Below are 14,117 nucleotides of genomic sequence, written 5' to 3' on the forward strand. Positions count from 1 at the left end.
CAAGCCCGCTCCCACACTAGATCGCATTCCAGAATAAGAAAGTAGTAACTGACTGAGATTTACCCTGAACCGAGGTCCCATCAACGAACCACTTCAAGAGTGAATCGAACATGAGCACCAACGTCGACCAGAACAACCGCCCCGACTACGACACGGTCCTGCAGGACATTGCCGACTACGTCCTCAACTTCAAGATTCAGTCCGCCGAAGCCCTCGACACCGCCCGCAACTGCCTGATGGACACGTTGGGTTGCGGCCTGCTGGCCTTGCGCTTCCCTGAGTGCACCAAACACCTCGGCCCCATGGTGGAAGACACCGTTGTCCCGTTTGGCGCGCGCGTCCCCGGCACCCGTTATCGCCTCGACCCGGTCAAGGCCGCCTGGGACATCGGCTGCATCGTCCGCTGGCTCGACTACAACGACACCTGGCTCGCGGCCGAATGGGGCCATCCGTCCGATAACCTCGGCGGCATTCTCGCGGTGGCGGACCACTTGTCGCAAAAACGCCTGGCCAATGGCGAAGCGCCGCTGACCGTTCGCGCGGTGCTCGAAGCCATGATCATGGCTCACGAAATCCAGGGCGTGATCGCGCTGGAAAACTCCTTCAATCGTGTAGGCCTGGATCACGTCATTCTGGTGAAAGTCGCCTCGACCGCGGTCACCGCCAAGCTGATGGGCGCCAATCGTGAGCAGTTGTTGTCGGCGCTGTCCCATGCGTTCGCCGACGGCCAGGCGTTGCGCACTTACCGTCATGCGCCGAATGCCGGATCGCGTAAATCCTGGGCGGCCGGCGATGCATCCAGCCGTGGCGTGCGTCTGGCAGACATCGCGATGCGTGGCGAAATGGGCATCCCCGGCGTACTCACCGCGAAACAATGGGGCTTCTACGACGTGCTGTTCAGCCACACCAACAGCGACCTGGCGCTCAAGCCTGAAGACAAACGCGCGTTTAGCTTCTCCCGGAAGTACGGCAGCTACGTGATGGAAAACGTGCTGTTCAAGATCAGCTTCCCGGCCGAGTTCCACGCGCAAACGGCCTGCGAAGCGGCTGTGACGTTGCATCCGCAAGTCAGAAATCGCCTGCACGAAATCGACAAAATCGTCATCACCACTCACGAATCGGCGATCCGCATCATCTCCAAGGTCGGCCCGCTGGCCAATGCGGCGGACCGTGACCATTGCATCCAGTACATGACAGCCGTACCGCTGGCGTTCGGCAATCTGGTGGCCGAGCAGTACGAGGACGTCTTTCACGCGGCGCATCCGATCATCGATGTGCTGCGCGACAAGATGGTCATCGTCGAAGACCCGCGCTACACCCGCGAATACCTGGAGGCCGATAAGCGCTCCATCGCCAATGCGATACAGGTGTTTTTCAAGGACGGCACCAGCACCGAAAACGTGTTGGTGGAGTACCCGATCGGCCATCGCCGTCGCCGCACCGACGGCATCCCGCTGCTAGAGGACAAGTTCAAGGCGAACCTGGCGACGCGCTTCACCGCCCAGCGCAGCGCCGAGATCTTTGCGTTGTGCAAGGATCAGGCGAAGCTTGAAGCGACACCGGTGAATCGGTTTGTGGACCTCTTCGTAATCTAAGCCACTTCTCCACAGGCAATTTGGTGATCGCAAACCCTGTCAGCAAAATCGCCGAGTAGATCATCAGTTCCTGGGACAAGGTTTGCCCTTCGTACCAGGCTCCGATGATCACCGCGAACACCGGAAAAATGATGAACACAAACGACAGAATGATCGGGCTCAGCCGCTTGAGCAGCAGGAAGTAAACGATAAACCCGCCCACCGACGCCACCAGCCCCAGGTAGAGCAGGGCGCTCCACGAACGCGCGGTGATGGCATCGAACACCGGTGCTTCGACACTCAACCCGGCGACAAACAGCATCAGCCCGGCGATGCCGATTGGCAGCGTGTTGTAGGTAATCACGCTGATCGCCGTGCCGTGTTTTTTCGTCACCACGTAACACAGCGCATGCATCACCGCCGCGCAGAGGATCGCCAACACCCCGAGCATTTCGGCATGGTCAAGATGCAGCCCCTGGCTGCGGATGATCATGAACAGGCTGCTGAAGCCGATGGCGATGCCCAGCACTTGCGAGGGGTAGATTTTCTCCCGCAGAAACAGCGAGGAAAACAGCAGGATGAACACCGGCATGCAGCTGAACAGCAGCGCCGTCAGGCCGGACGAAACGTGCATCTCGCCGTAGTTGAGCAAGTAGTACGGCAGGCTGAAATACGACAGCGTGACAAAGATAAAAAACCAGCGACTTTCCTTGGGAAACAGCAGCGGCTCACGACGTATCAGGGCGAAGCCGAGAAAGAGCGGGAAGGCAATGAGGAACCGCAGGCCGGCGGCGGTCAGCGGCGGCACGCTTTCAACGGCAATCTTGATCCCGAGCCACGTGGTGCCCCAACTCAGGCACACGATCAAAAACAACACGCTGGTGACCAAGGCGGCCAGCCAGGGTTTCGCTGTACGTGGAGGGGCGCTGAGGGCGATGGACATGATCGAACTCCTTTTATCGTCGGAATTGACCTCCTTCTGCAAAAGGTCTATCCCTGATTGAGCCTGTTTCAAGCACGCTATTCGGGGCTGCAATGACTGTCAAAACAAGTATTGCCATGGTGTCAATCCTGCGCGACGGCCTGGCGAACGGTCGGGGTGTGAAATACAAGCGCCTCGCCGACGCCGTTGAGAAAGGCATTGCTGAAGGGGTTATAGAGTCCGGCTGCAAATTGCCGCCGCATCGCCTGTTGGCGGATAGCCTTGGTGTGACCATCGGTACCATCAGCCGCGCTTACGGTGAACTCGAACGGGTGGGATTGGTGGTCGCTCGCGTAGGAGACGGCACCTATGTGCGTCAGCGCGGAATGGAGCGACCGCGGGACGGTGGCTTTCGCAATGTCAGCAATGAGCCTCGTGCGTTTTTTGACATGAGCCGCAATCAACCGATTCCGGGGCAGGAAGCGCTTTTTCTGAGTCGGAGCCTGCAAGCGTTGTCCCTTGATGCTGAGGCGTTGCAACACATCAGCGGCTACACCGTCGACGTCGGTTTGCCACGCTATCGTGCGGCGGGCGCGCATTGGCTCAGGCATAAAGAATTTGTCCCGAATGCCGAGCAGATCGTTTGCGTGAACGGCGGCCAGCACGGCCTGTTGTGTGCCTTGATGGGGCTGCTCAAGGCGGGCGATACGTTGGTGACGGAACACCTGACCTATCCGGGGTTGATCAGAGTCGCGCGCCAGCTCGGGATAAAACTCATCGGCGTCGGGATCAATGATGAAGGCCTGGTGCCCGATGCCCTGGATGAGGTTTGCCGCAATCATCGTGTGTCGGCGTTGTATTGCACACCGACAATCCAGAATCCTACGGCTGCGGTGATGTCCGTCGCACGGCGGGAGGCGATTGCAGAGGTCTGTCGGCAGCACAATCTGTTGATCTTTGAAGACGAAGCCCACGCGGTATTGGCTCAACAGCGACCGTTACCCTTGAGCCATTTCGCCCCGGAGCGTTCGGTGCTGATCGGCAGTCTGAGCAAGGCGGTTTCGGCGGGTTTGCGGGTCGGTTACCTGCATGCGCCGCAACCGTTGATCGGACGCTTGAGCGCAGCCGTACGCGGGACGTGCTGGATGGCCAGCCCGTTGTCATTGGAGGTGGCGAGTCTGTGGATAGAAAACGGCATGGCCGAGCAGTTGCTGGGCCAGCAGATTGCCGAGATCGGTCGGCGCAAGGCGTTGGTCAGTGGTTTGCTGGAAGGTTTGCCGTACAAAACCCATCCGCATAGCCCGCACTTCTGGATCGAAGTGCCCGAGCCTTGGCGGGCCTCGCAGATTGCTGAGGAGCTCAAGGCGAATAATTATCTGGTGGCGACGGCTGAATCGTTTGCGGTCGGGCAGGGGGCGGTGCCGCAGTTTATCAGGGCGAGTGTGTGTAATTCGACGGGGGATGATCGGTTGTTGCTGCAAGGGTTTGAAGCGTTGGCGGGGGCTCTGGCAGAGACCGTGTAATCGTTCTTCGCGAGCAAGCCCGCTCCCACATTTGACCGCGTACGTTTGCCGCGACTCGGTCAAATGTGGGAGCGGGCTTGCTCGCGAAGGCGGCCTGACAGGCGCTAAAGAACTACTTGAACCGCCGCTCCACACCTTTCTCCACCAGAATCTTCGCCGAAATCTCTTCCACCGAAAAATGCGTGGAATTGATGTGCGGAATGTTCTCCCGACGGAACAGATTCTCCACCTCGCGCACTTCGAATTCGCACTGGGCGTAGCTCGAATAGCGACTGTTGGGCTTGCGCTCGTTTCGGATCGCGGTGAGGCGGTCCGGGTCGATGGTCAGGCCGAACAGTTTGTGCTGGTGGGCACGCAGGGTTGCTGGCAGTTGCAGGCGTTCCATGTCGTCTTCGGTCAGCGGATAGTTGGCCGCGCGAATGCCGAATTGCATGGCCATGTACAGGCACGTCGGCGTCTTACCACAACGCGACACGCCCACTAGAATCAGGTCCGCCTTGTCGTAATAATGCGTGCGCGCACCGTCATCGTTGTCGAGGGCGAAGTTGACCGCCTCGATGCGCTCCATGTAATTGGAGTTGCTGCCGATCGAGTGGGACTTGCCGACGGTGTAGGAAGAATGCTCGGTCAATTCCTGTTCAAGAGGCGCCAGGAAGGTCGAGAAAATGTCGATCATGAAACCATTGGACGTTGCGAGGATCTCACGGATGTCCTGGTTGACAATGGTGTCGAAGATGATCGGCCGAAAGCCGTCGGTTTCGGCGGCTTTGTTGATTTGTTGTACCATGGCCCGCGCTTTATCCGCGTTGTCGATGTATGGCCGCGTGAATTTGCTGAAGGTAATGTTTTCGAACTGCGCCAGGAGGCTTTGGCCGAGGGTCTCGGCTGTGATGCCGGTGCCGTCGGAAATAAAGAAAGCAGATCGTTTCATTTGCACCTTGGGCCTTAAGCTAGTGACGAATCTTGGATATGATAGGCGCGATTTGCCGGCCGCCAGTGGCCCGCATTCTCACTTATTTTCCAGGTCCAGGCCATACAGCTGGCAAACGCTCCTTAGAGCAGCCGGCTTCTGAGCTTTTCCAACACAGTTAGTGGAGAGATCACCTTGGTAGAGTACGTAGTTTCCCTCGATAAGCTCGGCGTCCATGATGTAGAGCACGTAGGGGGCAAGAACGCATCCCTGGGCGAGATGATCAGTAACCTTGCAGGTGCCGGTGTATCGGTGCCCGGTGGCTTCGCCACGACAGCTCAGGCTTATCGTGATTTTCTCGAGCTGAGCGGCCTGAACGATCAGATCCATGCCGCCCTCGACGCCCTGGACGTCGATGATGTCAATGCCCTGGCCAAGACCGGCGCCCAGATCCGTCAATGGATCATGGAAGCCGAATTCCCCGAAAAGCTCAACGCCGAGATCCGCACCGCGTTCGCCACGCTGTCGGCCGGCAACCCTGACATGGCCGTAGCCGTGCGCTCTTCCGCTACCGCCGAAGACCTGCCGGACGCTTCCTTCGCCGGTCAGCAGGAAACCTTCCTGAACATCCGTGGTGTCGAAAACGTCATTCGCGCCGCCAAAGAGGTGTTCGCTTCGCTGTTCAACGATCGCGCGATCTCCTACCGCGTCCACCAGGGCTTCGACCACAAGCTGGTTGCCCTGTCGGCTGGCGTGCAGCGCATGGTCCGCTCCGAAACCGGCACCGCCGGCGTGATGTTCACCCTCGATACCGAATCGGGCTTCCGTGACGTGGTGTTCATCACCGGCGCCTACGGCCTGGGTGAAACCGTCGTACAAGGCGCGGTGAACCCGGATGAGTTCTACGTCCACAAAGGCACGCTGGAAGCCGGTCGTCCGGCCATCCTGCGTCGCAACCTGGGCAGCAAAGCCATCAAGATGATCTACGGCGAAGTCGCCACGGCCGGTAAATCGGTCAAGACCATCGACGTCGACAAGGCCGATCGCGCACGCTTCTGCCTGACTGACGCCGAAGTCAGCGAACTGGCCAAGCAAGCGATGATCATCGAGAAGCACTACAAGTGCCCGATGGACATCGAATGGGCCAAAGACGGCGACGACGGCAAGCTCTACATCGTTCAGGCCCGTCCTGAAACCGTGAAGAGCCGCACTTCGGCCAATGTCATGGAACGCTACCTGTTGAAAGAAACCGGCACCGTGCTGGTTGAAGGTCGCGCCATCGGCCAGCGCATCGGCGCCGGCAAGGTCCGCATCATCAAGGACGTGTCCGAGATGGACAAAGTCCAGCCCGGCGACGTACTGGTCTCCGACATGACCGACCCGGACTGGGAACCGGTCATGAAGCGCGCCAGCGCCATCGTCACCAACCGTGGCGGCCGTACCTGCCATGCGGCGATCATCGCTCGCGAGCTGGGCATCCCGGCCGTGGTCGGTTGCGGCAACGCCACCCAGCTGTTGCAAGACGGCCAGGGCGTGACCGTTTCCTGTGCCGAAGGCGACACCGGCTACATCTTCGAAGGCGAACTGGGCTTCGACATCAAGAAAAACTCCGTGGACGCCATGCCTGATCTGCCGTTCAAGATCATGATGAACGTCGGCAACCCGGACCGCGCCTTCGATTTCGCTCAGTTGCCGAACGCCGGTGTGGGCCTGGCCCGTCTGGAGTTCATCATCAACCGCATGATCGGTGTTCACCCAAAAGCGCTGCTGAACTACGACGGTCTGCCGCAGGACATCAAGGACAGTGTCGACAAGCGCATCGCCGGCTACGACGATCCGGTCGGTTTCTATGTCGAGAAGCTGGTTGAAGGCATCAGCACCCTGGCCGCTGCGTTCACCCCGAAAAAGGTCATCGTGCGTCTGTCGGACTTCAAGTCCAACGAATACGCCAACCTGATCGGCGGCAAGCTCTATGAGCCGGAAGAAGAAAACCCGATGCTGGGCTTCCGCGGCGCTTCGCGTTACATCAGCGAATCGTTCCGTGACTGCTTCGAACTCGAATGCCGTGCCCTCAAGCGCGTGCGCAACGAGATGGGCCTGACCAACGTTGAAATCATGGTGCCGTTCGTCCGTACACTGGGCGAAGCCAGCCAGGTCATCGACCTGTTGGCGGAGAACGGTCTGAAGCGCGGCGAAAACGGTCTGCGCATCATCATGATGTGCGAGCTGCCGTCCAACGCGATCCTTGCTGAAGAGTTCCTCGAGTTCTTCGACGGCTTCTCCATCGGTTCCAACGACCTGACCCAGCTGACCCTGGGCCTGGATCGTGACTCCGGGATCATCGCGCACCTGTTTGACGAGCGTAATCCGGCGGTCAAGAAGCTGCTGGCCAACGCGATTCAGGCCTGCAACAAGGCTGGCAAGTACATCGGTATTTGCGGTCAGGGCCCTTCGGACCACCCTGATCTGGCCAAATGGCTGATGGAACAGGGCATCGAAAGCGTTTCGCTGAACCCCGATTCCGTACTGGAAACCTGGTTCTTCCTGGCTGAAGGTCAAGCTTCGGCTTGATGGTGTGTGAACGGACCGCTCACTGTAGTAGCAAGGCTTGCCCGCGATGGCGTCTTCAAAATCGCCATCGCCAGCAAGCTGTGCTCCTACAGGGAGTAGTCGTTTTCTGAGATTGAAGTAGGGCGGGCTCCTCTGGATGCCGCCCTTTTTTGTGCAAGAGCATTATGCAAAGCAGCAGCAACCTATTTCCTGTCGCCCTGATCAGCGCCGAGCGGCGCGGCGATCTGAGCGAAGACGTCTATCGTCTGAAACCCGGCAACAGCCCTGACGGCACCGTCGAACTGGCTGTGACGCGCCTGGGCATGGCGGATGGCTCCGACGCGCGCGGCGTTCCGGTTATTCTGCTTCACGGCAGCTTTTCCAATCGTCGGTTCTGGTTTTCCCCGAAGGGGCTTGGACTGGGCGCCTATCTGACGCGTCTGGGATTCGATGTTTGGATTCCCGAAATGCGTGGCCACGGCTTGTCCCAGCGTAACCAGAACTACCGCAAGAACCGTGTTGCCGACTACGCCCGTTACGATTTGCCGGCCATTGGCGCGTTCGTGCGCGAGCAGAGCGGCCAGATCCCGCACTGGATCGGTCACTCGCTGGGTGGGATTACCCTGGCGGCGGCATTGGGTGGTGAGTACATCGGCGAGCCGGTGGTGGCTTCCGCCGCTTTTTTCGGTACTCAAATCAGCCGCACCTACTGGCCGTTGAAAATTCCGCCGGTGGAGTGGAGCGGGCGCTTCATTCTCAAGCGTTTCGCCCAGTTGTCCGGCTCACGGCTCAAGCGCGGCCCGGAGGACGAGCCCATTGGCCTGGCCCTGGAAAGCATGCGCTGGCATGGCTTGTTTGGGCGCTTCGGCGATGCCGACAAGGATTGGTGGGCCGGATTGGCCGGCGTTCAGTTGCCGGTATTGGCCGTGAGTGCCGCCGGTGACCATCAGGACCCGACCTGGGCTTGTCGCAAGCTGTTTGATCAGGTGGGTTCCGAGCATAAGCAATTCATCAGCCTGGGTCGCGAGCAGGGCTTTGGCGATAATTTCGGTCACGTAGAGATGCTTGTCAGCAAAGCCGCGCAGACTGAAGTCTGGCCGCTGGTGGCGCGCTGGTTGGCGGATCAACAGACTCCCTTGCTGGGTGAAAAGCCGGATCTTGCTACGGCAAGCTGAGTCAGATGCTCTAACAAGGGCATTTCGCTCCGTTCGGCTTGCGGCTAAGATATGACGCATTGAGCTTTTCTGGTCACTTTGCGACATCCTCGATTGTCTTCCTCTCTACAGGAGTTTCTCGATGAACCATTACATCACGCCTGACCTTTGCGACGCCTATCCAGAACTGGTGCAGGTGCTGGAACCGATGTTCAGCAATTTCGGTGGCCGTGATTCTTTCGGCGGCGAAATCGTGACCATCAAATGTTTCGAAGACAATTCGCGGGTCAAGGAGCAGGTCGAGCTCAAGGGGGATGGCAAGGTGCTGGTGGTCGACGGTGGCGGTTCCCTGCGTCATGCATTGCTGGGTGACATGCTGGCCGAGAAAGCCGCGAAAAACGGGTGGGAAGGGCTGGTGATCTACGGTTGCATCCGCGACGTGGATATCCTCGCGCAGACCGATCTGGGCGTTCAGGCCCTGGCCAGTCACCCGCGCAAATCCGACCGGCGCGGGCTCGGCGATCTCAACGTTGCGGTCACTTTTGCCGGTGTGACGTTCCACCCGGGGCATTACATCTATGCGGACAACAACGGCGTGATCATTTCGCCAAGCCCGCTGAAAATGCCTGAATAAAGAACTGCTGACTTTTTGTTTCAAGAATAGGGATGAGGATGTTCGAGGAAGAAAACGCGCAGTGGGGGCTGGTGCATGCCCTGGTGCTGGACGGTAAAGGCAGTGCGCGTTCGATAGCCCGGACTGAACTCGATGACTTGCAGCTGCAAGCCCATGAAAGCCTGTGGCTGCACTGGGATCGCAGTCATCCGCAAACCCGGACCTGGTTACGAAAATCCAGCGGTCTGAGCGAATTCAGCTGTGATCTCTTACTTGAAGAAAACACCCGTCCGCGTCTTTTACAGCTTCCGGACAGCGAACTGCTGCTATTTTTGCGTGGGGTCAACCTGAACCCAGGGGCCGAGCCGGAAGACATGGTCTCGGTGCGGATTTTTGGCTCGGCCCAGCGGGTTATTTCCCTGCGTTTGCGTCCGTTGCGTGCCACCGATGAGTTGCTGGTGCAGCTCGCCGAAGGCAAAGGACCGAAAACCGCGTCGGAACTCATCCTTTATATGGCGCAGTACCTCACCAACAAGGTGCAGGATCTGGTCAGTTGCCTCTCGGAAGTGGTCGATGAGGAAGAAGAAAAGCTGGATACCGACGAACGGTATACACCCGAGCACGGAGCCGTTTTGCAGATCCGGCGCAGGGCCGCTGCCTTGAAACGTTTTCTTGCGCCGCAGCGGGAAATATTCGGACAGCTGACACGGATAAAACTGCCTTGGTTCGTCGAAGACGACGGTGATTACTGGAACGAATTGAACAACAGCCTGACCCGCTATCTCGAGGAGCTGGAATTGACCCGGGAGCGGGTGGGGTTGGTCCTCGAGGCCGAAGATAGACGTTTGAGCGTGCGAATGAACCGCACGATGTACCGCTTCGGGATCATCACCGGGATCTTTTTGCCGATGAGTTTTCTGGCGGGTCTTCTGGGCATCAATGTTGGCGGAGTTCCGTTCTCTGCAAGCCCTTATGGCTTCCTGATTGCGTGTCTGATGATGGTCTCGGTGGCGCTGGGGCAGTGGTGGTTATTCCGCCGTTTGCGCTGGTTCTGACGGTGAGCCATGTGACCCGGGCAAATTTGATCGCGTCTTTCACAGACATCACGAGAGGTGCGTATGCACGATCCGTTTGAACAGTCTTTGCGTGACATGCTCAAGGCATCACCGTCCACCCGGGACGACGATGCGTGCCTTGGGCGTGTACTGAAAACCGCCAACCGCCAGGTCGGCGCCGGTGATCTGTTCAGCTTGCTGGGCCGCTGGCTGCCCGCGCTGATGATTGCCTTGAATAACGGATCGGCCCATGTCGCTCCGGTTTCCCGTCACCGTAAACCTACCGTTCGCACTGCTGATAAGGCTGATTGAATATGGAACTTGATCTCTGGACTCAGAGCCTCGTCACTGCAATGACTGCGTTATGGACCAAGATTGCAAATTTCATCCCGAACCTGTTCGGCGCACTGGTTGTGCTGCTGTTGGGTTTCGTCGTTGCGAAACTTTTGGACACTTTGCTGTCGAAGTTGCTCGCCAAGCTGGGGCTCGATCGCCTGATGGGCGGCACCGGGCTGACCAAATTGCTGTCCCGGGCCGGCCTTCAAGTGCCGATCTCGACCTTGATCGGCAAGATTGTCTATTGGTTCGTTCTGCTGATTTTTCTGGTTTCTGCCGCAGAATCCCTTGGACTTGAGCGAGTTTCGGCTACGCTTGACATGCTTGCGCTGTATTTGCCGAAAGTATTTGGCGCCGCGCTGGTGTTGCTGGTGGGTGTTTTGCTCGCGCAATTGGCCAATGGGCTGGTGCGTGGTGCGGCAGAGGGCGTAGGGCTGGACTACGCTGCGGGCTTGGGGAGAATTGCCCAGGGCCTGGTGATTATCATCAGTATTTCGGTCGCAATCAGCCAGTTGGAGGTCAAGACTGACCTGCTCAACCACGTGATTGTGATTGTATTGATTACCGTTGGTCTGGCGGTTGCGCTGGCCATGGGGTTGGGAAGCCGGGAAATTGCCGGTCAGATTCTTGCGGGAATCTATGTGCGTGAGTTGTATCAGGTTGGGCAACAAGTGCGTGTTGGCGAGGTCGAAGGTCAGATCGAAGAGATCGGCACGGTTAAAACCACATTGCTGACCGATGAGGGTGAGCTAGTCTCTCTCTCCAATCGGATCCTCCTGGAACAGCATGTGAGTAGCCGCTAACCCGGCAAACCCTGCTAATGTATGCCGCCGCAAAAATGCCCTGAAAAGGGTTGCGGCGGACATTGACCTGACTGTCGGCCCGACTTGTTTTGAATAAAGCTCAATCGCTGTCTACGCGCTACGACCCCCGCGAGCTCTCTGATGAGGAGTTGGTCGCGCGCTCGCATACCGAGCTGTTTCACGTAACGCGCGCCTATGAAGAACTGATGCGGCGTTACCAGCGAACATTATTTAACGTCTGCGCACGGTATCTTGGGAACGATCGCGACGCAGACGATGTCTGTCAGGAAGTGATGTTGAAGGTGTTGTATGGCCTGAAGAACTTCGAGGGTAAATCGAAGTTCAAGACGTGGCTGTACAGCATCACGTATAACGAGTGCATCACGCAGTATCGGAAAGAACGGCGAAAGCGTCGCTTGATGGATGCTTTGAGTCTGGACCCCCTTGAGGAAGCGTCTGAAGAAAAGGCGCCGAAACCCGAGGATAAGGGTGGACTCGATCGCTGGTTAGTGTATGTGAACCCGATTGACCGTGAAATTCTGGTGCTACGATTTGTCGCAGAGCTGGAATTTCAAGAGATCGCGGATATCATGCACATGGGTTTGAGTGCAACAAAAATGCGTTACAAACGTGCTCTAGATAAATTGCGTGAGAAATTTGCAGGCATTGCTGAAACTTAGTTCGGCGCAAATATCTCTTACGTGTAGGCAAGTTCTGATAGACTTGCCGCCGAGTTGTCCCCCGGTTTGCGGGACTGCTTCACAATCACCAGATGGGGATTTAACGGATGAAACTGAAAAACACCTTGGGCTTGGCCATTGGTTCTCTTATTGCTGCCACTTCGTTCGGCGCTCTGGCACAAGGCCAAGGCGCAGTTGAAATCGAAGGCTTCGCTAAGAAAGAAATGTTCGATAGCGCTCGTGACTTCAAGAACAACGGCAACCTGTTCGGCGGTTCGATCGGTTACTTCCTGACCGACGACGTTGAACTGCGTCTGGCCTACGACGAAGTGCACAACGCACGTGCCGAAGATGGCCGTAACATCAAGGGCTCCAACACCGCTCTGGATGCTCTGTACCACTTCAACAACCCGGGCGACATGCTGCGTCCGTACGTATCGGCTGGCTTCTCCGACCAGAGCATCGGTCAGAACGGTTCCGGTGGTCGTAACGGTTCCACCTTCGCCAACGTTGGCGGCGGTGCCAAGCTGTACTTCACCGACAACTTCTACGCCCGTGCTGGCGTTGAAGCTCAGTACAACATCGACCAGGGCGACACCGAGTGGGCTCCAAGCGTCGGTATCGGTGTGAACTTCGGTGGCGGCTCCAAGCCTGCTGCTGCTCCAGTTCCAGCACCAGCTGAAGTCTGCGCCGACAGCGACAACGATGGCGTTTGCGACAACGTTGACAAGTGCCCGGACACCCCAGCCAACGTAACTGTTGACGCTGATGGCTGCCCAGCAGTTGCTGAAGTTGTTCGTGTTGAGCTGGACGTGAAGTTCGACTTCGACAAGTCGGTAGTCAAGCCTAACAGCTACGGCGACATCAAAAACCTCGCTGACTTCATGAAGCAGTACCCATCGACCAGCACTACTGTTGAAGGTCACACTGACTCCGTCGGTCCTGACGCTTACAACCAGAAACTGTCCGAGCGTCGTGCAAACGCCGTTAAGAACGTTCTGACCAACCAGTATGGTGTTGAATCGTCCCGCGTTCAGTCTGTTGGCTACGGCGAATCCCGCCCAGTTGCTGACAACGCTACTAAAGCTGGCCAAGCTGTAAACCGTCGCGTAGAAGCGCAGGTTGAAGCTCAAGCTAAGTAATTAGCTCGCAGCTCTGAAAAGCCCGGCTTAGGCCGGGCTTTTCTTTGTCTGCGATTTGATGAGGGGAGGGGTGAAGCGGGGGGAAGTCAGGTTGACTGATTGACTGCAATCGAAGAGAAATCAGATACCGACAGGGATACTTCTGCACTGGCCGCGACCGCTCCGATCACCAGGATGGCCGGGCTTTTCAACTCAAAAGCGTAGGCATCTTCTTCCATCGCAGTCAGGTCGCTCCGACATTCCCGTTGGTGTGGCAGGGAAGCGTTTTCAATCATCGCCACCGGGGTATCCGCCGCCATTCCTCCGGCGAGCAACTGCTCACGGATCTCGCTCAGTTTTGCGACACCCATATACACCACCAGCGTCGTGCCACCTTGGGCCAGGGCTTGCCAGTTCAGGCTGCTGCCATCCTGAGTGTGGGCGGTGACCAGTGTTACGCCACGCGCAACACCCCGCAGCGTCAACGGAATATCGCATTGCGTTGCACCGGCAAGCCCGGCAGTGATGCCGTTGACCAGTTCCACTTCGACTCCACGTTCACGCAGCCACTGCGCCTCTTCGCCGCCCCGGCCGAAAATGCACGGATCACCGCCCTTGAGGCGCACCACGCATTTTCCGTGGCGGGCATAACGCAGCATCAGGCGATGAATGAATGCCTGAGGTGTGGAGCGACAGCCGCCGCGCTTGCCCACGGGAATGATCCGCGCCTGCGGGCAATGTTCCAGCACCGCATCGTTGACCAGGTCATCGATCAGCACCACATCCGCTTCGCTCAACGCCCGCACGGCCTTGAGGGTCAACAATTCCGGATCGCCAGGGCCCGCGCCCACCAGCCAGACTTTTGCGCTCATAGTG

The 14,117-nt window shown here is 58.0% G+C and carries 12 protein-coding genes and 1 pseudogene; 10 read left to right on the forward strand and 3 right to left on the reverse strand.

Annotated elements, in window-relative coordinates; translation table 11 throughout:
• Window positions 1–110 precede the first annotated feature (110 nt).
• Window positions 111–1,595: a 2-methylcitrate dehydratase gene (gene prpD / locus PFAS1_RS20590; RefSeq protein ID WP_076030336.1), complete on the forward strand. Its 1,485-nt coding sequence runs from the start codon at window positions 111–113 to the stop codon at window positions 1,593–1,595.
• Here prpD and PFAS1_RS20595 read toward each other — a convergent pair.
• Window positions 1,585–2,472 (reverse strand): annotated as a pseudogene (locus tag PFAS1_RS20595) (DMT family transporter); the annotation flags it as partial. The gene prpD and the pseudogene PFAS1_RS20595 sit on opposite strands and share 11 nt — an antisense overlap.
• Window positions 2,473–2,609: 137 nt before the next feature.
• Between PFAS1_RS20595 and PFAS1_RS20600 the strand changes: the two are divergent.
• Window positions 2,610–4,019 (forward strand): aminotransferase-like domain-containing protein, encoded by a 1,410-nt coding sequence (locus PFAS1_RS20600; protein ID WP_076030337.1) that lies wholly within the window; start codon window positions 2,610–2,612, stop codon window positions 4,017–4,019.
• Window positions 4,020–4,131: 112 nt separating this feature from the next.
• Here the strand turns inward: PFAS1_RS20600 and ppsR are convergent, their stop codons facing one another.
• Window positions 4,132–4,950: a posphoenolpyruvate synthetase regulatory kinase/phosphorylase PpsR gene (gene ppsR, locus PFAS1_RS20605; protein ID WP_074875012.1), complete on the reverse strand. Its 819-nt coding sequence runs from the start codon at window positions 4,948–4,950 to the stop codon at window positions 4,132–4,134.
• A 174-nt stretch (window positions 4,951–5,124) separates the two neighbouring features.
• On the opposite strand from ppsR, the gene ppsA reads away from it, so the two are divergent.
• From ppsA to PFAS1_RS20645, 8 genes are all read left to right on the forward strand, one after another.
• Entirely contained in the window at window positions 5,125–7,500 is a 2,376-nt protein-coding gene (ppsA, locus tag PFAS1_RS20610; RefSeq protein WP_074875014.1) for a phosphoenolpyruvate synthase, read from the forward strand.
• Window positions 7,501–7,664: 164 nt separating this feature from the next.
• Complete coding sequence (locus tag PFAS1_RS20615) at window positions 7,665–8,654, forward strand: alpha/beta fold hydrolase (RefSeq protein ID WP_076030338.1); 990 nt, start codon at window positions 7,665–7,667, stop codon at window positions 8,652–8,654.
• Between the two features lie 121 nt (window positions 8,655–8,775).
• A complete protein-coding gene (gene rraA, locus PFAS1_RS20620; protein ID WP_076030339.1) occupies window positions 8,776–9,267 on the forward strand; it encodes a ribonuclease E activity regulator RraA in 492 nt (163 codons plus the stop codon).
• A 38-nt stretch (window positions 9,268–9,305) separates the two neighbouring features.
• Window positions 9,306–10,301 carry a zinc transporter ZntB gene (locus PFAS1_RS20625; protein ID WP_076030340.1) on the forward strand — a complete coding sequence of 332 codons (996 nt, stop codon included), beginning with the start codon at window positions 9,306–9,308 and terminating at the stop codon, window positions 10,299–10,301.
• 63 nt (window positions 10,302–10,364) lie between these two features.
• Complete coding sequence (locus tag PFAS1_RS20630) at window positions 10,365–10,613, forward strand: hypothetical protein (protein WP_008146303.1); 249 nt, start codon at window positions 10,365–10,367, stop codon at window positions 10,611–10,613.
• A 2-nt stretch (window positions 10,614–10,615) separates the two neighbouring features.
• Complete coding sequence (locus PFAS1_RS20635; protein WP_074875022.1) at window positions 10,616–11,440, forward strand: mechanosensitive ion channel family protein; 825 nt, start codon at window positions 10,616–10,618, stop codon at window positions 11,438–11,440.
• Between the two features lie 89 nt (window positions 11,441–11,529).
• Entirely contained in the window at window positions 11,530–12,120 is a 591-nt protein-coding gene (gene sigX, locus PFAS1_RS20640) for an RNA polymerase sigma factor SigX (protein WP_008146300.1), read from the forward strand.
• Window positions 12,121–12,227: 107 nt separating this feature from the next.
• On the forward strand, window positions 12,228–13,262 hold the full coding sequence (locus PFAS1_RS20645) for an OmpA family protein (protein ID WP_076030341.1): 1,035 nt from the start codon (window positions 12,228–12,230) through the stop codon (window positions 13,260–13,262).
• An 86-nt stretch (window positions 13,263–13,348) separates the two neighbouring features.
• On the opposite strand, the gene cobA is transcribed toward PFAS1_RS20645, so the two are convergent.
• Complete coding sequence (gene cobA / locus PFAS1_RS20650; RefSeq protein WP_074875027.1) at window positions 13,349–14,113, reverse strand: uroporphyrinogen-III C-methyltransferase; 765 nt, start codon at window positions 14,111–14,113, stop codon at window positions 13,349–13,351.
• Between the last annotated feature and the right edge of the window lie 4 nt (window positions 14,114–14,117).

The organism is Pseudomonas frederiksbergensis, assembly GCF_001952935.1.
GTDB lineage: Bacteria > Pseudomonadota > Gammaproteobacteria > Pseudomonadales > Pseudomonadaceae > Aquipseudomonas > Aquipseudomonas frederiksbergensis.